Origin of the sequence: Nocardia sp. NPDC057272 (assembly GCF_042668615.1) — a bacterium.
GTDB lineage: Bacteria > Actinomycetota > Actinomycetes > Mycobacteriales > Mycobacteriaceae > Nocardia.
The window spans coordinates 56,434-74,947 of the sequence record NZ_JBHUYK010000008.1; the positions used below are offsets into that span (position 1 = coordinate 56,434).

19 protein-coding genes, 1 tRNA gene and 2 pseudogenes are annotated in these 18,514 nt (G+C 66.7%); 10 read left to right on the top strand and 12 right to left on the bottom strand.

Annotation, left to right across the window (positions count from 1 at the left end; translation table 11 throughout):
• The first annotated feature begins 73 nt into the window (after positions 1-73).
• A complete protein-coding gene (locus ACFULV_RS14210; protein ID WP_378656500.1) occupies positions 74-682 on the top strand; it encodes a TIGR03086 family metal-binding protein in 609 nt (202 codons plus the stop codon).
• Between the two features lie 9 nt (positions 683-691).
• Here the strand turns inward: ACFULV_RS14210 and ACFULV_RS14215 are convergent, their stop codons facing one another.
• A complete protein-coding gene (locus ACFULV_RS14215) occupies positions 692-1,459 on the bottom strand; it encodes an RluA family pseudouridine synthase (protein WP_378632069.1) in 768 nt (255 codons plus the stop codon).
• 97 nt (positions 1,460-1,556) lie between these two features.
• A complete protein-coding gene (locus tag ACFULV_RS14220; RefSeq protein ID WP_378656503.1) occupies positions 1,557-2,543 on the bottom strand; it encodes an adenylate/guanylate cyclase domain-containing protein in 987 nt (328 codons plus the stop codon).
• 138 nt (positions 2,544-2,681) lie between these two features.
• On the opposite strand from ACFULV_RS14220, the gene ACFULV_RS14225 reads away from it, so the two are divergent.
• Entirely contained in the window at positions 2,682-3,665 is a 984-nt protein-coding gene (locus tag ACFULV_RS14225) for an NAD(P)-dependent oxidoreductase (protein ID WP_378656718.1), read from the top strand.
• On the opposite strand, the gene ACFULV_RS14230 is transcribed toward ACFULV_RS14225, so the two are convergent.
• Positions 3,647-4,111: a hypothetical protein gene (locus tag ACFULV_RS14230; protein WP_378632076.1), complete on the bottom strand. Its 465-nt coding sequence runs from the start codon at positions 4,109-4,111 to the stop codon at positions 3,647-3,649. The genes ACFULV_RS14225 and ACFULV_RS14230 overlap by 19 nt on opposite strands.
• 128 nt (positions 4,112-4,239) lie before the next feature.
• On the opposite strand from ACFULV_RS14230, the gene ACFULV_RS14235 reads away from it, so the two are divergent.
• The 4 genes from ACFULV_RS14235 (at position 4,240) to ACFULV_RS14250 (ending at position 6,179) form a co-directional block, all read left to right on the top strand.
• A complete protein-coding gene (locus ACFULV_RS14235) occupies positions 4,240-5,064 on the top strand; it encodes a helix-turn-helix transcriptional regulator (protein WP_378656506.1) in 825 nt (274 codons plus the stop codon).
• Positions 5,065-5,120: 56 nt separating this feature from the next.
• Positions 5,121-5,558, top strand: coding sequence for a DUF6194 family protein (locus tag ACFULV_RS14240; RefSeq protein WP_378656509.1), 438 nt, complete (start codon positions 5,121-5,123; stop codon positions 5,556-5,558).
• A 138-nt stretch (positions 5,559-5,696) separates the two neighbouring features.
• Positions 5,697-5,945, top strand: coding sequence for a hypothetical protein (locus ACFULV_RS14245; protein ID WP_378656511.1), 249 nt, complete (start codon positions 5,697-5,699; stop codon positions 5,943-5,945).
• A gap of 66 nt (positions 5,946-6,011) precedes the next feature.
• Complete coding sequence (locus ACFULV_RS14250; protein WP_084472559.1) at positions 6,012-6,179, top strand: DUF4236 domain-containing protein; 168 nt, start codon at positions 6,012-6,014, stop codon at positions 6,177-6,179.
• 111 nt (positions 6,180-6,290) lie between these two features.
• On the opposite strand, the pseudogene ACFULV_RS14255 reads toward ACFULV_RS14250, so the two are convergent.
• Positions 6,291-6,629, bottom strand: a pseudogene (locus tag ACFULV_RS14255) (AAA family ATPase); the annotation flags it as partial.
• Positions 6,630-6,792: 163 nt separating this feature from the next.
• Here ACFULV_RS14255 and ACFULV_RS14260 point away from each other — a divergent pair.
• Positions 6,793-7,368, top strand: coding sequence for a dihydrofolate reductase family protein (locus ACFULV_RS14260; protein WP_378656514.1), 576 nt, complete (start codon positions 6,793-6,795; stop codon positions 7,366-7,368).
• On the opposite strand, the gene ACFULV_RS14265 is transcribed toward ACFULV_RS14260, so the two are convergent.
• From ACFULV_RS14265 to ACFULV_RS14275, 3 genes are all read right to left on the bottom strand, one after another.
• On the bottom strand, positions 7,350-8,060 hold the full coding sequence (locus ACFULV_RS14265; RefSeq protein ID WP_378656517.1) for a helix-turn-helix domain-containing protein: 711 nt from the start codon (positions 8,058-8,060) through the stop codon (positions 7,350-7,352). The two genes, ACFULV_RS14260 and ACFULV_RS14265, sit on opposite strands and share 19 nt — an antisense overlap.
• 59 nt (positions 8,061-8,119) lie before the next feature.
• Complete coding sequence (locus ACFULV_RS14270; protein WP_378656520.1) at positions 8,120-8,545, bottom strand: hypothetical protein; 426 nt, start codon at positions 8,543-8,545, stop codon at positions 8,120-8,122.
• A gap of 123 nt (positions 8,546-8,668) precedes the next feature.
• Positions 8,669-9,415, bottom strand: coding sequence for an SDR family oxidoreductase (locus ACFULV_RS14275; RefSeq protein ID WP_378656523.1), 747 nt, complete (start codon positions 9,413-9,415; stop codon positions 8,669-8,671).
• A 105-nt stretch (positions 9,416-9,520) separates the two neighbouring features.
• Here ACFULV_RS14275 and ACFULV_RS14280 point away from each other — a divergent pair, with 105 nt between their 5' ends.
• The 3 genes from ACFULV_RS14280 (at position 9,521) to ACFULV_RS14290 (ending at position 12,014) form a co-directional block, all read left to right on the top strand.
• Complete coding sequence (locus tag ACFULV_RS14280; protein WP_378656526.1) at positions 9,521-10,114, top strand: TetR/AcrR family transcriptional regulator; 594 nt, start codon at positions 9,521-9,523, stop codon at positions 10,112-10,114.
• Positions 10,111-10,755 (top strand): NADPH-dependent F420 reductase, encoded by a 645-nt coding sequence (locus ACFULV_RS14285; protein WP_378656528.1) that lies wholly within the window; start codon positions 10,111-10,113, stop codon positions 10,753-10,755. The genes ACFULV_RS14280 and ACFULV_RS14285 overlap by 4 nt, the downstream gene beginning before the upstream one ends.
• 116 nt (positions 10,756-10,871) lie before the next feature.
• The gene (locus tag ACFULV_RS14290) at positions 10,872-12,014 is read left to right on the top strand and encodes a serine hydrolase domain-containing protein (protein WP_378656531.1); all 1,143 of its coding nucleotides are present in this window, start codon (positions 10,872-10,874) and stop codon (positions 12,012-12,014) included.
• A gap of 164 nt (positions 12,015-12,178) precedes the next feature.
• Here the strand turns inward: ACFULV_RS14290 and ACFULV_RS14295 are convergent.
• The 5 genes and pseudogenes from ACFULV_RS14295 to ACFULV_RS14315 all read right to left on the bottom strand — a co-directional run.
• A pseudogene (locus ACFULV_RS14295) lies at positions 12,179-12,292 on the bottom strand (lipase); the annotation flags it as partial.
• A gap of 20 nt (positions 12,293-12,312) precedes the next feature.
• Positions 12,313-15,939 carry a hypothetical protein gene (locus ACFULV_RS14300; protein WP_378656534.1) on the bottom strand — a complete coding sequence of 1,209 codons (3,627 nt, stop codon included), beginning with the start codon at positions 15,937-15,939 and terminating at the stop codon, positions 12,313-12,315.
• Entirely contained in the window at positions 15,936-17,306 is a 1,371-nt protein-coding gene (locus tag ACFULV_RS14305) for a toll/interleukin-1 receptor domain-containing protein (RefSeq protein WP_378656537.1), read from the bottom strand. Before ACFULV_RS14305 ends, ACFULV_RS14300 begins: the two co-directional genes overlap by 4 nt.
• Positions 17,307-17,564: 258 nt before the next feature.
• A tRNA-Arg gene (locus ACFULV_RS14310) sits at positions 17,565-17,640 on the bottom strand.
• Positions 17,641-17,713: 73 nt separating this feature from the next.
• Positions 17,714-18,490 carry a DUF1542 domain-containing protein gene (locus ACFULV_RS14315; RefSeq protein WP_378656540.1) on the bottom strand — a complete coding sequence of 259 codons (777 nt, stop codon included), beginning with the start codon at positions 18,488-18,490 and terminating at the stop codon, positions 17,714-17,716.
• Positions 18,491-18,514 lie beyond the last annotated feature (24 nt).

The window sequence follows — 18,514 nt, forward strand, 5'->3', positions numbered from 1 at the left end:
GGTCGAAATCTACCGCCGGACGGTTCGGTCGATAACCCTTGGCGTATCGTAAGCATGAGCGTACGGTCAGCATATGCGTACTATCTCCGAGGAAGATCGACTTCTCCTGGTCCGGCACGAGCGCGCGGTGCGGCTGAGCATCGACGCGGTCGAGGCGGTGTCCGATGCCGCACTGTCGAACGAAACACCATGTGCAGGTTGGGATCTGCGCGCTCTGCTGGACCACATGGGCACCCAGAATCGTGGTTTCGCCGCAGCCGCTCGCGGTGCGAACGACCCGGCGGTCTGGGCGGTGCGCCCCGCAACCGATCCGCTCGGCGACTATGTCCGGTCCGCCCACGACGTCGTCGCGGCCTTCGCCGCCTGCCAGGCCCGCACCCTGTTTCTGCCCGAAATCCCACCGGGCGAGTTCCCGGTCGCGACCGCCCTCGGCTTCCATCTCATCGACAGCGTCGTCCATGCCTGGGATGTCGCCCGGTCGGTAGGCCGAGCGATCGACCTGGACCCCGACCTGGCCCCGACCGCCCTGCGTATCGCCGAAGCGGTCCCCACCGGCACGGCTCGCCATCGGCCCGACGCCGCGTTCGGCCCGGCGCTCGAGGTCACGGACACGACCGCGACTCTGGACCGCATCCTGCGCGTTCTCGGCCGCGCACCCGAGTGGTTGCCGAGCCGGGTATGAGGGTGACAGTCAGCCGGAAATCAGTTGTGCGGCGGTGTGGAGAAGTCGTGCGCTCTCGTCCGGGTCGGACGTGAACGGCTCCCAGAAATCAGGTCCGGGGGTGGCCTCCAGATCGAGGAGCGGCGGGGTGAGCCAGTCGGCGTCGAGGCCGAGTCGCCAGGAGTGCAGGTGGGTGCGGGGCAGCGCGGCGCTGCGGTCGAACAGCGGGTCGCCCAGGATCGGGTGGCCGATCCAGGCCAGCTGCACGCGGATCTGATGGCGACGCCCGGTCACCGGCCGCAGGGCGAGCAGTGCGTGCTCGCCGTGGCGGGCGACCGTGCTGAACAAGGTGCGCGACGGATAGTTCTTCGCGGGCAGCAGATCCGCCTCGTCGACGAACCACCGGTCACCCTCGCGCTTGATCGCCTCGCGTGGCGCCGCGATCCGCACCCGATTCTTGCGTCCCACACTCAACGGCAGGTCGAGCTCACCGCCATCGGGCAGGTCGGCGCCCGACACGATCGCCAGATACGCCTTACGTGCGGTTTGATTGTTGAACTGCCTGGTCAACGGTCCGTGCGCGGCCAGGTCGGTAGCCAGCAGCACCAGTCCCGAGGTCACCTTGTCGATGCGGTGCACCGGATACAGCTGCGTCCCCGCCGCCTGCGCCAACTCCACCAGATCGGTGTCGTGTCGCTCCCCGGTCACCGAGATCCCCGACGGTTTGTTCAACGCGAGGACCGCGTCATCGGCGAACACGGTGTACTCCTCGCGCACGCTGCGCCAATCCAAGTCCACTACAACACCCTAGGCAACGGTGTGCCGACGCCGCTCGACGGCTGGTCAGCGGGCCACCGCGCCGGAGCTGTGCACTTCGAAGCTGTGCACGTCGCGATCATGCCTGCCGCAGGCGGTGGGGGCGTAGGCGGTTGAAACCGCGAACGCGGACGCTGCGCAGGTGGCGGATGGCGAATTCGGGGTTGTCGTCGAGGGCCGAGGCCGCGGCGTCGTCGATGAGGATGTTGCCCGGCCGGGCGACGCCGGTCAGGCGGGCGGCGATATTGACCACCGAGCCGTAGAGGTCGCCGAAGCGTTGCAGCACCTCGCCGTAGGCGAACGCCACGCGCAGTTCCGGCGTGCCGCCGACGAGCATGGTCGACTCCTGGATGGCCAGCGCGATGCGGGCGGCCGCGGCCGCGGTCTCGGCGGCGAACATCACCTCGTCGCCGACGTTCTTGATCACCCAGCCGCCGTTGTCGGTGATCGCCGAGGTGGTGGTCGACTCGAAAGCTTCGAGGAGCGTGGACAGTTCGTCGGGGTGCAGGTGCCTGGTGAGCCGGGTGAAACCGACCATGTCGGCGAATCCCACCGCCAGCGTCCGCATCGAACCTTCGCCCTGCGCCTCGCTCGACCTGGCGACCGCGGCCGCCAGGTGCCTGCGCCACACATACGACTGCAACTGGTCGATGCTCGCCATGGTGGATTCCGTTGCGGCACCGATCCGTTCCGCCAGCGGAATCGCGGGATCGGCCGCGGCGACGCGCGCCTTGATCTCGGCCAGCACCAGGTCGGCCTGCCACTCCGCCAGCCGCGCCATGCCCTGGCCGATCGTCCGCGCGGCCGCGGCCTGTTGCCGAATATCGGACGAGGAAACAACTTTCATACTCCGAAAGTTGGTGACCGCGGTGATATCGGTCTGCGTGAAGTCGACCTCGTCGTCCTCATTGGCCGGAAAGCCCAGCGCTGTCCACAGCCGCCGCGACTCCGACTCGGGCACCCCCGACTGCTCGGCCACCTGCGTGCGCGTATATCGACGCGGCCCACCGAGCAGCGCTTCCTCGACACTGCGCTGCACCAATTCGGTCATCTCGGGCTCCGACATACTCAGACTCTACGACTGTGCCGCGCGAGTGACAGGCATCCTCGTCTCCACATTGGCAACGTTCATAAATCCGGGCCGGTGACACCTGGCACAGCGCCGTCATGCCTGGTAGCCCGTGACCTGGTTGCTTACCTGCCGGTGCGCAACGGATGGCGCAAGTGCGTACTTGTCCGCCTGCGGACCCGAATCGATACTCGGTCCAGGCAGGTCGTCCGATCGACCTCGTGGACAGGAGTGGACATGATCGAGAAATCGGTGACGGTGCTCGGCACCGGGTCGATGGGCAGCGCGCTGGCCGCCGCCTTCCTCGCCGCGGGCTACCGCACCCAGGTGTGGAACCGCAGCCACGAACGAACGACGGCCCTGGTGGACGCGGGCGCGACCGCGCACGCCGACATCGCCGATGCCGTCGCCGCGAGCCCGGTGATCATCTCCTGCCTCACCACCTTCGCCGCTACCCGCGAGAGCCTGCTCGGCGTCGACGCGCTGGCGGGCCGCGACCTCATCACCCTGAACAGTGGAACACCCGACCAGGCAAGGGAATTCGCGCACTTCGCGCACTGCTCAGGTGCGCGCTTTCTCGGCGGTGCGATCAAGAATGTGCCCGCGGCCGTGGGTGATCCGCGGACGCTGCTGTATTTCGGTGGCGATCGCGAGGTGTTCGACACGCACGCCGCTACCCTGCGGGTACTGGGTGGCGATCTCGAATGCCTCGGTGCCGAACCGGATCTGGCCGCGCTCTACGAATCCGCCGTCGGCGCGATCTTGCTCCCCGCGCTGCTCGGCTTCCTCGAAGGTGCGGCGGTATTGGCCTCGCGCGGACTGCCCGCGTCGACGATGGTGCCCTATTCGGTGAAGTGGTTGCAGATGATCGAGTCGCTGCTCCCGGTGCTGGCGGGCGAGATCGACGACAGGGACTACACCCGCCTCGGCTCCTCGGTCGAGTTGTTCCACACCGCCGTCGCCGACGATGTGCGGCTCGGCGCCGAAACGGGCGTCGACCTGTCCTGGCACGCCCCGATGCACGAGCTACTGGACCGGGCGGTCACCGCGGGGCACGGCGCGCAGAGCATCACCGCGGTGATCGAGCTGCTGAAGGCGCGTCAGCGCAGCACGCTGTAGGTGGCCGACAGGGTGAAGCCGTGCTCGCCGACCTCGCAGCTCACCGTCCCCTGATAGCCGATGCCGCAGGTGGTGTTCTCCCGCGTGATCCGGTGACCTTCGGGGAGCACCTTCGCGGCCGGGTGGGTGAAGATCGGGCTGTCGGCGTCGACGAAGTGCGCCGCTTCGAGGATCCCGACCCGGAGCTGGTCGGTGCCCGCGGGCGCGTCGATCGGGACCGCGTCACACCCGGCCGGGCCGTTGTTCCAGTAGATGGCGCAGTGCCGTCCATCAGGGGTGGTGAAGAAGACGCTGCCCGCGTATTCGGGTTCGGGAACCTGGTAGTCGACGGGGTCGACCGGCGTGTAATCACCGAGTCCCGACTGCGCGGCGGCCGGTCCCGCGGCCAGGAAACCGGCGGCCAGCGCGGCCCCGGACAGAACGGTGAGTGCGGATCGGATCAACATGGACGTCCTCCCTCGACTTGTTGTACTCGGTATTTCGCCGCCCCGACGCACCTCGTTAACCAACCGAACAATTCCCTTCGCATGATGCGATGCACGCGTACCCGCCGCTACCTTCTACGCTGGCTGCCATGTCGTCACCCGCTCTCGGCGAGTTCCTTCGCACCCGGCGCGCCCGCATCCAACCCGCCGCCGTCGGACTGAGCGAATACGGTCGCCGCAGGATGGTCGGATTGCGTCGCGAGGAAGTGGCGCAGCTGGCCGGCATGAGTGTGGATTACTACACCCGGTTGGAGCGGGGGCGCGATGAGGATTACCCCGATTCGGTGCTCGACTCCGTTGCCCGCGCCCTGCGTCTCGACGCCGCCGAGCGCGACCACTTCTACACGCTGGTCCGTCCCGCCGACCCCGACTACAACTACGCCCCGACCGTTCGCCCCGGCACCCGGCTGCTGCTCCACTCGATCACGACGCCCGCGTTCGTGCTCGGGCGCCACATGGAAGTGCTGGCCTGGAACGACATGGGCGACAAGGTCTTCGGCTTCGACGCGGTCACCGACTCCGAACGTAACCTGGCCCGCTTCACGGTGCTGAACCCCGCGGCGGGCGTGTTCTATCCCGACTGGGAACCCGTTGCCGCGGAGACCGCCGCCTATCTCCGTCGCCAGGTGGACCGCTGCCCGCGCGATCGCAGGCTGACCTCACTCATCGACGAACTCACCGCCGGCAACCCGGTGTTCCATCGCATCTGGTCGATCCACACCTCGGCGGGCAATACGCACGGCGACCGGCTGATCCAGCATCCGGTGGTCGGCCGGATCGAATTCGGTTACGAGACATTGGCTTTGCCGGGCGATCTGGATCAGCTGCTGGTGGTGTACACCGTGCACCCGGATTCGGCGGCGAGCCAGGCGGTTGCCGCGTTGGGTAGGCGGGAACTGGTCGGCGCTCGCTGACCGGACAGTTCACACCGGGGTTGGAACAGCTCGCATGCGGATGAGACGCTCGAAGCATGACGATCGAGGAAGTAACCGACTACGTGACCGGCCTCGGTGGAGTGCTGGTGCTGCGGCCGACCGAGGGGAGTGAGGCTCCCGAGATCAGCTGGGGCGACACCTTCTTCTACTACGCCCCCGACGGCGTCGTGCCCGCCGGTCAGCCCTTCGCCACCATCGTGACCAAGGACTACCCCGGCGACGAGACGTCCGACCTGAACCGCCCCGGCAGCTTTCGCGTCAATATCGCCGTGAGCAAGACGACCTTCGCCGCCGCGGCCGCCCCGACCGACGCGAGCATCGAGGACACCGTTGTCGCCCACCCCCTCTACGCGGCCGCGAACTGGCTCGCGGTGGTGAATCCGTCGACTGCCACCGACACGACGGTCCGCGAGTTGTTGCGCGAGGCCCAGGACCGGGCACGCACCCGATCCGAGCGACGCGCGGCCGAATAGCCCGACTCGGCAGTCGCTCTTCGTTTGCTGTCGACATGGCGGCGACGGCCCGGTCGCGTGGTCGCGGTTTATTACCTCCGGCGCGGTACCTTTCAGATACCAACGAAAGGGGAGGTCATGTCAGTACATTCCCGGCCTGTGTGTTCGTTATCCAGCGCCAGGCTCGGACCCGTCGAATGGATCACCGGCGGATTGCTGTCGACGGCCGTGGCGCTGACGATGGTCGGCCCCCTGATCGCCGCCCTGCTGATCCGCCGCAGCGGCGCGGGCCGAACCGACCCCACCGCCCCCCTGATCCTGCTGATCCTCGCCATCACCGTCGCGATCGCCGCCGCCCTCACCATGTTCGCCATCGCTCGTCGTCGCCGACGTTCCGGTTCGTCCTAGCGACCTGCGGAAACCGCTGGGGCGTAACCGGATCGGCTATCCTGATGGCGATCAGGGAGGCTGCTCATGCCCATCAAGTTCCGTCAGCGCAAATCCTTCGGACCGCTGAAGTTCAATTTCACCCAATCGGGCCTGTCGTCCTGGGGCATCAAGATCGGCCCCTGGTCCTGGAACTCCCGCACTCGCAAGAACAGCGTCGACCTCCCCGGCCCCCTGAGCTGGCGCCAACGCTGATCGGGCGCCTCCCGCCGCGACGCTGTTCACCCACAGCGCGCGCAGGTCGAGGGCTAGGCGCCTCCGGCGTTGCAGTTCGTCGAGTGAACAGTGCACGCCGACGAAGACGACGTCGATGCCGTGCATGACCGTCAGACAATCGCGCAGCCGCCACGGCTCGCTCAGGACGTGGTCCATGACGATGTCGTTGCCCGCCGAGGCCATCGCGGCGACGGCGCGATGGAACCCCGCTCGGGTCCGTCGCAGGACATCGGCGAGTTCGGCTGGATCCAGCTCGTGGGTCCGCGATTCCGACCGCATCGCGCCGATCATGTCGACGCCCATGTGAAAGAAGGGCCGTTCGAGGTCGGCCAGCAACTGCCGCGCGATGCTCGACTTGCCCGAACTCGATACCCCATTGAGAAGAACAACCTGACCGGGCTGCTGCGCACGACCCCATGAATCCCGCATCCATCCAGCCAAGCAGAACGGCACAGGAAACTGGCGACTTCGTCGGCCTCGCGCCGGTTAGGCCCTTCGGACGCTCGTGTCGGTTTCGTCCAAGACAGTGTGGGGGAGCGTTCCCTAGGCTGGCCGCAGGCAGTTTCCGACGCTCGTATTCAGGAGGATTGTGATGGCACGCGAACTGGTTTACACGGGATTCATGTCGCTCGACGGCGTGGTGGACTCGCCCGGTGGGAAGGTCGAGGGGCATCGCAGTGGCGGGTGGGTGATGGAGACCGAGTTCGTGCCGGAGGCGTATTCGCTCAAGGGTGAGGAACTCGCCGACACCACCGCGCTGATGTTCGGCCGCCGCAGCTACGAGGCGTTCGCCCCGATCTGGCGCGATTCCGAGGATCACGCTGCCTACAAGGAGCTGCCCAAATATGTTGTCTCCTCCTCGCTTACCGACGACGCGCTGATCGAGGGCTGGGGCGAGATCACCATCCTGCGCTCGACCGAGGACATCGAGAAGCTGAAGCAGACCGACGGCGGCCCGATCTACATCCACGGCAGCGCCGAACTGGCACAGCGGCTTTCGGACGCCGAGCTGATCGATCGATACAATCTGCTCGTGTTCCCGGTGCTGCTCGGCGCGGGCAAGAGCCTGTTCGGCCGGGCCGACCGGCCCAAACAGCAGCTGCGCCTGCGCGACTCGGCGACCTACTCCAACGGCGTCGCCAAGATGGTCTACGACGTGGTGCGCTGAGTGAGGTCGAGCGCGATCGCACCACTGGCACCCTCGCGCAGCTGCCCCGCCGTCCGGCCGACGAAGCGGCGCAGCGCGCGGGCGAGGTGGGGCTCGTCGTAATAGCCGAGCTTGTCGATGACATCGCCCGGCGCCTCGCCCGCGCTCAGCAGCACGGCCGCGGTGCGGGCCCGCTCGATCTGACGGACCGCGCCCTGGGTGAGGCCCGTCGCCGCCCGGAAGCGACGCTCGAGCGTGCGCTCGGTGATCGCGGGCGTCAGCCCACGCAGGGTGTCGGCGACCAGGGCATCGCGTACCACGGCGCCCTGGCCGACCAGCCGCTCGACCAGCGCTTCCGCGTCGTCGACGCGTGGTGTTTCCCATCGGTCGCCGTCCAGCCAGAACCCCCGTGCGGTCACATCGGGCAGGACGATCCCACTGTCGACCAGGGTTGTCGCGGTCACCGCGCGCAGCGAGGTGCCGACCGCGAACTGGATGCCGACGAAGTCGGCCCCCTCGGGAACGGGTGCGGTGCTGGTGGCGACTTCCGGCCCGGTGACCGCCGCGAACGGCACACCCCGCTGCTCCCAGAACACCAATCCCCAGGTCTCGGTCGCCACGGATGTCATCTCCGCGACCTGCTCACTGCGGCAGGTCCAGACCGACTCCACCCATGGCGAGTCCGATAGTCGGGTCTCGAACACCAATCCCACCGTCGCGATCCTAATCGCGCGGGTTGCCGGATTTCGGGGAAGTCGGCCGGCCTGTGGTTCTACGGGAGCGGCAGGCAGGAGCTCCCGGTGTTCAGGCCGCGGCCTACGACCTCGACCGTGATGTAGTCCGTAGAGGTGTATTGCCCCGGCTTGAACTGCTGGGCGACAAGATTTTGACGACCGGTGTACTCGGGTGTCCAGTCGAAGGTCGCGGTGCCGTTCTCGGGATGGTAGACGGCGACCCCGAGCTGCTTGCCGTTCCCGGGCACCGAACCACCGCTGATGCCGATGGTCACCTCCCCGGCCTCGGAGACCGGTGCGTCGACACCGACTGTGACCGTGTAAGCGCAGCCGGTGCGCAGGCCCTCGGCAGGCTGCTCCACACTCACTCCGGTCACGGCCGCGGTCGCATTCGGTGCGGTGAGCACGGCGGGCACGGCGCCGAGCATCACAGCGAAGGCGAATCGACGAGTCCGAACATTCATGGGTTTCCTTTCTACGCGTGGTTCAACGTTCGCACGATCAGGCCGGCCGCGGTGGGCCGATGACGGTACCCGTGTGGGTGGCGGTGTCCTGGCGGGCGTCGCTGCCGAGGTTCTGCCTCGGGGTCATGCTCCGAATCCGCCGTCGATGTTCAGGCTGGAGCCGGTGATGTACGCGGAATCGGGTCCGGCGAGATAGGACACGAAAGCGCCGACCTCCGCGGCGGTGCCGAACCGGTCCGTGGCCATCACCGACAGCATGGTCGACGCGGCGGGCCCGTCGGCCGGATTGGCGTCGGTGTCGACCGGGCCCGGCTGGATGTTGTTGATGGTGATTCCGCGCGGGGCCAGCTCGCGCGCGAGGCCGCGGGTCAGGCTGGCCAGCGCGCCCTTGGTCATGGCGTAGATCGACCCGCCGGGGAACGGCATGCGGTCGGCGTTGATGCTGCCGATGTTGATGATCCGCCCGCCGTCGCCCAGGTGTGTCAGCGAGGCCCGGATGGCGACGATGGCGGACCGGACGTTCACCGTCAGCATCGTGTCGATCTCGTCCATGGTCAGGTCGGTGATCGTGGTGAAGCTGCCGACGCCGGCGTTGTTGACCAGGATGTCCAGTCCACCGAACCGGTCGACGGTGTGCGCGACGGCGCGCTCCACGTCCTGTTCGCGCAGGCTGTCGGCATGGATCGCGTGCGCGGTGCCCCCCGCGGCGGCGGCCGCGTCGGCCACGGAGGCCGCGCTCTTGTCCGAATTCGCGTACGTGAAGGCCACTTTCGCGCCGTCAGCGGCCAATCGGGCGACGATGCCGGCGCCGACGCCCCTGGATCCTCCCGTTACCAGCGCGGTCTTGCCTTCGAGCAGTCCTGTGGTCATGTGCGGCATCCTTCGGTCTGTTTATGGAGTGATCACTCAAAAATTGCAGTGGGGGCGCCACTTGTCAAATTTGAGGGATCACTCAATAACTGCTAGGTTCGGAACATGGCCAGGCCGAGGAAGTTCGACGAGCAGGCGGTGCTCACCGCCGCACGAGCCAAGTTCTGGAGCGACGGCTACGCGGCGACGTCGGTCCAGGACCTCACCGACGTGACCGGGCTGGGGACACAGAGCCTGTACGGGGCGTTCGGCAACAAGCACGACCTTTTTCTGCGGATCCTGGACGACTACTGCGCGCTCCAGTCCGCGGGGCTCGAGGCCGCCGTCACCGCCGACCCGAGCCCGTGGCACGGGCTCACGTCGGCTGTCACGTTCGAGGACGGCGGCCGCCTGGATCTACCGCCGCAAGGCTGCCTGATGGCCAACAGCGCCGCGGCCCTGAGCGCGCAGGACGAGGGCGTCCGGGCTCTCACCTGCCAGGTCTACGCCAGGACCCTCGCGCTGTTCGCCCGCCAAATCACCCAGGCCAAGGAACACGGCGAGATCGACGCCGACATCGACGCGGAGCAGACTGCCCGCGCGCTGATCGCCGTCATGCAGGGAATCGAGTTCCTGCACAAATCGGGTATCGGCGCGGAGGAGCTGCGCCTGGCCAAGATCGCGGCCCTGCAGATGATCGAGAATTCGGTCGCGCGGTGACGACAATCGGCATCATCGGCGCGGGCGAGGTCGGGAGCCAGATCGCCCGCGCGGCGATCGCGAACGGCTACGACGTCGTCATCGCGAACTCGCGGGGACCCGAGACGCTCGCGGACCTCATCGGCCGGCTCGGCCCCTCGGCGCGCGCCGCCACCGCTGCCGGAGCCGCCGCCGCGGGCGAATTCGTGGTGGTGGCCGTCCCGCTCGCGGTGGTCAACAACATGCCGGTCGATCAGCTCGCGGGAAAAATCGTCCTCGACACGAACAACTACATGGTCTGGCGTGACGGCAATATCCCGGTGATCGACTCGGGCGAGAAGACCGTTCACGAGCTGCGCCAGGAGCAACTGCCGACGTCGAAGGTGGTCAAGGCCTTCACACACATCCAAGCTCCCCGGATCACCACCGCGGGTAAACCGGCGGGCACCCCGGGGCGGCTGGCGCTGTCGGCGTCGAGCGACTTTTCCGAAGCGGTCGACCTCGTGACGAGACTGTACGACCAGTTCGGCTTCGACACCGTCGACAACAGCCCGCTCCGCGAATCCTGGCGAAGTGGCCCCGGTCAACCCGCGTGGGTCGCGCACGAGAGCCAGACCCGCGCCGAACTGATCGCCAATCTCGCGGACGCGCTCGCGCCATGACTCGTCCGGCGCGCGAACGCCGAGTCGGTACCGCGGGGTGAGTGAGTCGCCGTACCGCAGTGGGATGTCGAGGGGTGTTCGGCGTCGATAGGTTCCCAGTGTTCGAAAGGGGAACGATGCGATACACGATCCTGGCCGCGGTGCTCGCGCTGGCCTCGACGGTCTGCGGGTGCGACGCCGAACCCCGCGCGGACACTCTGCGACGGGACGTCGACGCGATCGCGGCACTGGGAACCACGGGAGTACAGGCCAGGGTCGTGGGCGTCGGGACCGATCGGACCGCGGTAGCGGGTCACTCGGATGCTGTTGCCCTGAATGAGGTTTCGCCCGATGGGTATTTTCGGATCGGGAGCTTGACCAAGACGATGGTCGCCACGGTGGTCCTCATGCTGGTCGGCGAAGGTCGGCTCTCGTTGGAGGACACCGTTCAGCGCCGGCTGCCGGATATGGTGCGCGGTAACGGAAATGACGGTGCGGGAATCACCGTCCGGCAACTACTTCAGCACACCAGCGGTATTCACGAAAACCCGCCCGAAATGGCCACTGCCGAGGACTATTACCGGCTCCGCTATCAAGTGCGCGATCCGCGCGACACGGTGGCGGCCGCCATGCGGCACGCACCAGACTTCGCGCCGGGCGCGGGGTGGTCGTACTCCAATGTCGGCTATGTCCTGCTCGGCCTGATCATCGAGCGGGTGGCAAACCGGCCCTGGTACGACGAGATCTCCGCACGGATCCTCGAACCACTCGGACTGCGTGACACTCGCTGGCCCGGCGACGCGCCGACGCTGCCCGACCCGCACGCGAACGGGTATCAGCAATTCGAGGCCGACGGTCCGCTGATCGACGTCACCGAACTGGTGGACGCCGACGCCTCCGCCGGCTACCTCTCCACCACCGCCGATATCGGCACCTTCTACCGAAGCCTGCTCGGCGGACAACTGTTGCGACCCGAAGAGCTGGCCCAGATGCGTACCACGGTGCCGGTCGACGGCGTCACCGGACTGGTCTGGCCCGGCGCGAGCTACGGACTCGGCCTGTTCGCGGTGCCGCTGTCCTGCGGCGGCACCTATTGGATGCACAACGGCGGTCAGACGGGATTCCTCACCAACGCCGGAGTGACCGATGACGGCGGCCGAAGCGCCGTCGTCTCATTGTCGGCCGCTCTCGCTGTCGGTGAGGATGTCACGCAGAGCAAAGGATTCGCGCAACTGCGGACGGTCGGCGATCTGGTGGACCACGCCCTCTGCGAGAAATAGACCGGCCGCCTTCGGTCCGATTATCCGGCCGTGCAGGGCACCGGGCGAGAGTGTTCGAGGGCGTCGAGCAAGTAGGCGGCTGTGCGGGGATCGGCGACGATGCCGAGGTGATCGGTGACGGCTTGCGAACAGCCTTCTTGCAGAACGATATTCGTCACCCCGGTCATCTCGCCGAGCGCCGAAACCGGCCATGGCAGGTCCAGCGCGCCGTAGGTCGGCGCGGAGACGCAGTAGCCTTCGTTCACCAGCAGCGGAACGAGGGTGCCCCCATTGGTTTGGGCGCAGCGTGGAATCAGGATCATGCCTGGGGTTTGCCCCAGCACAGCTCGGCGGTCGGTAGGTCGTCCGAAACCCAGTTCTTCCATTGCTCGTCGCTGGGATTCGAGGTGAGTTTGTCGCAGAGCGCGTCTCGCCACGCGGCGGGCGCCGGAAGCTGCCAGATCCCGCCGCCCACGAATGGAGGCTTGCCGTCCAAGGAGACCCCCTGGGCAACAATGAAAACGCGACGACCGTCCTTGCTGAATTCAAGAAGCGGGGTTTGGCCGACCGGGGCGGTGACGATCGGTTGTCCGATCTGACCTCCGGTGTAGGCGTCCCAGAACCGCAGCGTGTGGTCTGTCGAGGCGGAGACGAGATACTTGCCGTCGGGGCTGTAACCGACGGAATCGATGGGATCGTCGTGGCCTTTGAAGGGCTCGCCGACGGCGTCACCGCTTTCTGCGTCCCATTGGCGGATCGTCTCGTCGTCTGCGACCGCGATGCGCCGGCCGTCATGACTGAGCGTCATGCCCGTGAAGAAGTCGCTCTCCATTGCTTTACCGACCGGTTGCCTTGTGGCGGTATCCCAGATACGGACGGAATCGCTGCTGAGGGAATACAGGCGACGGCCGTCCTGGCTGAATGCGATTTTGTGGACGAGGTTTTTGTGACCTGTCAATGGTTCGCCGATCTGCCGCCCCTCGGCCCAGTCCCAGAGTCGAACCGTATTGTCACTGCTTCCAGTTGCGAGTGTCTTCCCGTCCGGGCTGAACTCCACTGTGTTCAACGTGTCGTTGTGCCCTTTCATCGGCGCGCCACGCTGCCGCCCATTCGCTACGTCCAGGACTCGGATGTCGTTGTCCCGGCCTACAACCGCGAGCCAGCGTTCATCCGGGCTGAACGAGATCTGGGTTCCTCCTCGGAGTGCCTCGGAATCGATCACGTTCCCGATCTGTTCACCGGTGTCGACGTCCAGCCGTCGCAGTACATCATCACGAAGGACAAGAATTCGCGGACGATCCGTGCGGCTGTCCACGCCGTGCCTGGTATCCACCGACACCGGCCCGATCGCCGTGCTACCGCCTACCTTGGTGGTCAACGCCGCAGCGGGATCGGCGTGAAATACTTGGCCGGTATCGTCGGCCACCGCGACGATCCGGTCGCCGTCAGGGGTGAAGGCGACGTACCGGACGGCCGCATTGAGTCCGAGCGGATTGCCCACCGGCTGACCGGTTTTCGAGTCCCACAGTCGTACGGCCTTGTCGCTGCCGCCTGTGACGATCCGACCCCCGTCCGGACTGAATGCCACCGATTGGACGATGCCGAAATTGCCCGTGACCGGGTTCCCGACTGCGGCGCCGGTATCGGCGTTCCAGATCCGCAACGGTGTGCCCGCGCCCAGCAATGTACCGAGGCCGATGGTGTTACCGCCGGCGGCGATGAAGTGTCCATCGGGACTGAAGCTCAGACTCCGTATCGCTTCGCTGCGGCTGATGCGCGGGTCGCCGGCAGCTACCGTTTCGCCGAGTGCCGCGCCGCTGCGCGCATCCCAGAGCTTTACCGTCTTCTCGGTACCTGCTGAAGCCAGGCGATTCCCATCGGGGCTGAACGCCAGCGCCAGCACCTGTGTGGCGCGCCCACCCAGCGATGGCCCTATCCTGCGCCCGGTCCGGGCGTCCCACAGACCTGTGTGATCGCCGTAGCTCGCGGCGACCCGGTTACCGTCCGGGCTGACGGCAGCGACTCGCAGTGAGTTCTTGCCGCCCGTCACCGGCGGCCCGATCGGCTCGCCCGTGGCCGAGTCCCATACTCGAATGATGTCGTCCCCGTGACTCAGCGCGAGATACCGCCCGTCCAGGCTTGTCGCCACGAGCGTGCCGTCGATATCGAGCGGCTCTCCGAGCGGCTTCGCCGTCTCCGTGTCCACCAGCTTGATTCCGGACGATGTGTCCGTGGCAATCCGCCGGCCGTCGGCACTGAGCACACCATCTTGCGCGGCCAGGTCGATGACCTTGTGCAAGCGCGCCTCGTTCCGCAACGTCGTCCCCAGCGCGCCGAGGTCCGGGTTCGTCGAGATATCTTGCGCTGCGAGCAATTTATCGAGCGCTTCCAATTTGCCACCGGGCCGGTCACCGGCCAGCATCGCCTGCGCCTGCGAGGTCAGGCGCCCGGCGAAAACCTCTCTGCTTCGGGCCGCGGCATCCTCGCGGGCGACGTCGGCCGATCGCCAATTGATCGCGGCCAAGACCGCGAGCACGACCGATACGACGCACACCATTGCCAGGACAGTCGACAGCCGCCTGAGTCGCCGTCCCGCCCGCCGCTCATCGTCGAGTTCGGCCTCACGCCGGGCGGCAGCATCGAGCAGGGCTTGCTTCTCCTTTTCCGCATGGGCCGCCTGCGCCGCGCGCATTTCCTCCGCGCGCCGCCGGTCGCGGTGGTCGCGTACGACGCCCGTGAGCACATCGTGGGTCAGTTCGATCCGTTGCGCCCCGTGGTATTCCTCGAGCCGCACCAGGCGCGAGCCGATCAGCCGGGCGAGATCGTCGTCGGTCAGCCGTGACGGCACCGCGTCCTCACGGGCGTAGCTGTCGCGAAAACCCTTCTCGGTGATCAGTTCCGACTCGATGAACGCCGCGACTCGCGGGGACAGATCACGCACGCACGACGCGTAGTAGTTCGACAGGATGTCGCGCTTGGCATCCTCGACCAGCTGCTCGTCGAAGCGCGCCCGCCCACGCCGTTTCCGCTCTTCGTTGAGCTCGCGGCAGAACAGGCTGAGCAGCGCGGGCTCCACGTCCGAGGCCGTCAGATTGTCATCGACGTCGACCCATGAGGCATCCCGGCCGAGGTGGAGGTCTTCGCCGGCGATGATGCTCACCACCCGGTGCGCGAGCGCATCGTCGATCAGGTGCCCGGCCGGCTTGTAGACCGCGTCGAACGCCGCGTCGGCACGAAAGGGAAGCAGCCGCATCCGTGAGCGTCCCAGTGCGGGAATGAGCGGGCACCATTCCTCGAGGTTGGGCAGAAAGTCCTCCCGCAACGTGATCAGCAACTTGAAATTCTGCGACCGGAGCCGGAACCGGCCTGCCTCGGCCTCGTCGCTGTCGATCCGCGCGGCCACGTCGTCGGAAATCCGGTTCTCGGCAAGGTCGCCGAGGTCGTGCATGAATTCCCGGACGAGATCTGGAACGCGCTCACCGAGGGTGAACAGTTCCTCGAACTGGTCGAGAACGATCACCGGTGTGAGCGGGTAGTTCTGTGCGCTCCAGAGTTCGAAGTCCTTGCGATGCAGGTACTCCCACAGCGATTCGTCGTCGGCGGGCAACATCGCGTCGGGCGCCTCGGCCCGGATCGAGTCGCGCACCGATCGGTGTAGCTGGCGAGACAGTGCCGTCGCATTCTGCGTGAGATCCAAGCGTATGTAGATCGGCAGGAAGTGTTCGTCGCGCAGTGCGGGAAAGAGGCCGGCTCGCAGCAGCGAGGTCTTCCCGAGGCCGGACCGCCCGTACAAGATCGTGACCGGAGCATCGCGTACGTGGTTCAGTAAGGACTCCGCTTCACGGTCGCGCCCGAAGAAGAACGCCTGCCCGTTCTCCTCGAAGGATTCCAGGCCCGGCCACGGGTTCTCGCTGTCGAGTTGCCCGGCTCGCGTGATGGTAGTCATGCCGCTGTCCGCCGCATCGCACGGATCTCGTCCTTCAGCATCGCGATGAGCCCCGGATCCGGCTCACCGCCGGGCGCCCTGCCGAAGTGCAAGCGCCCGAAGCTGTCCGGCATCTGCCGGTAACGGCTCGGGCTGCGATCGTCGTTGTCGTCGATAACCACGGGCACGATGAAACGGCGGCTCGGGATGGAACGTGCGCGATCTGCCGCCTCGTACCATTCTTTGAAAACGTAACCTTCCTCCGCGTGCTCGGTGTTCGCGGAGATGATCGGGACGAACAAACGGACGGTTCGGCGGATACTGCTCAGAATCTCGTGTTCCCACGCATCTCCCGGGCTGAGCCGCCGCTCGTCGAGCCACACGTCACCGCCGAGACTCGTGATGGCGTCGCAGACCCGCCTGGCCGCGTCGGCGTCCTCGCGCATGTAGCTGATGAAGATCGTCGGAGCGTCCGGCAGCGGACGAACGGCGCCGCCCACCGCGTCATGGCGCCTCGGAGCGGTCTGCTGCACCCAGCGCGCGCGTAATTCCGCGACAAAGGTCGCCGGGTCGATGTCGAGTTGCTGGACCAGCGTCTTGCGGCAGTACGTCGCGAAAAAGCTCGAGAGGGATGGTTCTTGTGACGTCGAGCAGCCGGCGATAAAAAATGGAATGCGTTCCAGCGAAAGCCGGGTATTGCTGGACATCCGCAGGAGGAACCGTCCGAGCCAGTCGGGGATCTCGCAGCCGATGAAGAGCAGGGGATGTTCCTTCAGTTGATAACTGACCCAGTCTGGAAGGCTCGCCTTTTCGCTGAGTAATGCGTGCAGCCACTCCAGCCGGTCCTCCTCATGGATCGCATATTGAGGCGTGGAGGCTGCTTGGCCGTACAAATTCAGAATGACGGTATCGGTGGCCGTGGCCGGTTGGGCATTTCGCGACTGTTCGCTGGTGGATTGATTGGGAGAGAACGAAATCTCTCGTGCCCCTTGCCTTCCCTGGAAACGGACGGCGTTCACCGCCTTCGCGAGCACTCGGTCGGGCGTCGTGCTCACGAACAAACGCAGGTCATCGATCGCGGCGAGGTCACGGAGTGCGTCACCGGGCTCTGGATCGACCTCCACGATGATGTCGTTGATGACGCGATACAACCGCTCTATCTCGTCTTGGCCGCGCTCGCGCACGAACGCCGCCACCGCCGCATCCATGGTGGTTTGTCCGGGCGGCACGGAGAGGTTCCAGCGTTCGGCCAGGCGTTGGCCGATGAGTGTGGTGAATGACTGATCGGCGTCGCCGATATCGACCCTGGTCACGTCGGGCCCCACAACCGGCACCAGAACCCGCTGCCGGATATGCGCGAGAAGGTCGTCCCAGAAATCGTCGTTCATGCCCAAACACTCGATCCGGATTGCGCCACACAATGCTCGGCCACGCTGGGGTGGCGCAGCACCAGTGTGGAATGACCCGAGAAGGCGTCCAGTACCGAATCAACAATAGGGTCCGGCGTAGTCGCGGCGTAGAGTAGTCGACTACTCGAACTTCGCCGATCAGCTCGGCATATCGCGCAATCAGCCGGCTCGGAAGTAGGGGAATTGCGACAGCGCTCGCTCGAAGCGGGGGCAGCTGATTCCGGTACTCAGCCGCTGTGGTGCCCTCGGCAGGATTCGAACCTGCGACCTACCCTTTAGGAGAGGGTTGCTCTATCCCCTGAGCTACGAAGGCGTGGCCAGGCTGGGCTGGCCGAGCTGAGTATAGCGTGGGGTCGGGTTCGGTGGCAGAGGCCCGTTGGGCGGGGTCAGAAGGCGCCGAAATCGCCGCCGCCACCGCTGTCGAAACCTCCGCCGGTGTCATAACCCCCGCTGCCGCCGAAGTCGCCGCCGGTGTCGCCGGGGTCGAATCCGCCCTGGTCGTTGCCGGGATCGACGGCCGCTTCGCCGGTGCCGTCCTCGAAGGCTTGCGCGCCGTAGCCGACCCCGCCCATTCCGGCGAACAGCGTGGTGAACAACAGCGCCGAGCCCGCGCCCCAGGCTCCGGCGATGAGCGCGGGCTTCCACCACGGCTCGGAATACCAACCGGCGGGGACGGGGCGACCTGCCACGCGGCCGCCGGGAAAGTAGTTCGGTGTGCCCGCGGAGGGGGCGGGGGAGGCGGTGATCGAGCGGCCGTTGTGGGCGATGGTGCGCTGCTCGTCGACCTGACCGGCGATGTCCTGGCCATCGATGGCCGGGATCGCAGGACCGGGGTCCATGTCCATCGCGGTGCGGGCGGCGCGAATGTAATAGAGGCCCTCCAGCGCGGACTGCTTGGCCAGCCGGGCCTGGGCGGGGGAGCCGGCGCGGTCGATCTGACCGCCTGCGGCGTTGTAGCGTTCGGACGCGTCGGCCAGAGCCTGCCGTGCGGCTTCGTTGCGCGGAGTCAGCTGGTAGACCTGTCCGCCGAGCCGCTCGATGGTTACCCGCGCGTCGGCCTGTGCCTCCTCGAGCTCGCGCGCGTTGCGCTTGTTCTGTTCGGCACGCAGGTACAGCAGAGCACCGACGCACACGATCACGATCACGATCAGCCACCACAGCATCGCGCGCCTCATTTCGTCGAGGTG

What these genes read in the sequence shown, in the direction of transcription:
- ACFULV_RS14210 (WP_378656500.1), top strand. Translation starts at nt 74, where the DNA reads ATGCGTACTATCTCCGAGGAAGATCGACTTCTCCTGGTCCGGCACGAG.
- ACFULV_RS14220 (WP_378656503.1), bottom strand. Translation starts at nt 2,543, where the DNA reads ATGTCGGAGCCCGAGATGACCGAATTGGTGCAGCGCAGTGTCGAGGAA.
- ACFULV_RS14230 (WP_378632076.1), bottom strand. Translation starts at nt 4,111, where the DNA reads ATGTTGATCCGATCCGCACTCACCGTTCTGTCCGGGGCCGCGCTGGCC.
- ACFULV_RS14235 (WP_378656506.1), top strand. Translation starts at nt 4,240, where the DNA reads ATGTCGTCACCCGCTCTCGGCGAGTTCCTTCGCACCCGGCGCGCCCGC.
- ACFULV_RS14240 (WP_378656509.1), top strand. Translation starts at nt 5,121, where the DNA reads ATGACGATCGAGGAAGTAACCGACTACGTGACCGGCCTCGGTGGAGTG.
- ACFULV_RS14250 (WP_084472559.1), top strand. Translation starts at nt 6,012, where the DNA reads ATGCCCATCAAGTTCCGTCAGCGCAAATCCTTCGGACCGCTGAAGTTC.
- ACFULV_RS14260 (WP_378656514.1), top strand. Translation starts at nt 6,793, where the DNA reads ATGGCACGCGAACTGGTTTACACGGGATTCATGTCGCTCGACGGCGTG.
- ACFULV_RS14270 (WP_378656520.1), bottom strand. Translation starts at nt 8,545, where the DNA reads ATGAATGTTCGGACTCGTCGATTCGCCTTCGCTGTGATGCTCGGCGCC.
- ACFULV_RS14275 (WP_378656523.1), bottom strand. Translation starts at nt 9,415, where the DNA reads ATGACCACAGGACTGCTCGAAGGCAAGACCGCGCTGGTAACGGGAGGA.
- ACFULV_RS14280 (WP_378656526.1), top strand. Translation starts at nt 9,521, where the DNA reads ATGGCCAGGCCGAGGAAGTTCGACGAGCAGGCGGTGCTCACCGCCGCA.
- ACFULV_RS14290 (WP_378656531.1), top strand. Translation starts at nt 10,872, where the DNA reads ATGCGATACACGATCCTGGCCGCGGTGCTCGCGCTGGCCTCGACGGTC.
- ACFULV_RS14300 (WP_378656534.1), bottom strand. Translation starts at nt 15,939, where the DNA reads ATGACTACCATCACGCGAGCCGGGCAACTCGACAGCGAGAACCCGTGG.
- ACFULV_RS14305 (WP_378656537.1), bottom strand. Translation starts at nt 17,306, where the DNA reads ATGAACGACGATTTCTGGGACGACCTTCTCGCGCATATCCGGCAGCGG.
- ACFULV_RS14315 (WP_378656540.1), bottom strand. Translation starts at nt 18,490, where the DNA reads ATGCTGTGGTGGCTGATCGTGATCGTGATCGTGTGCGTCGGTGCTCTG.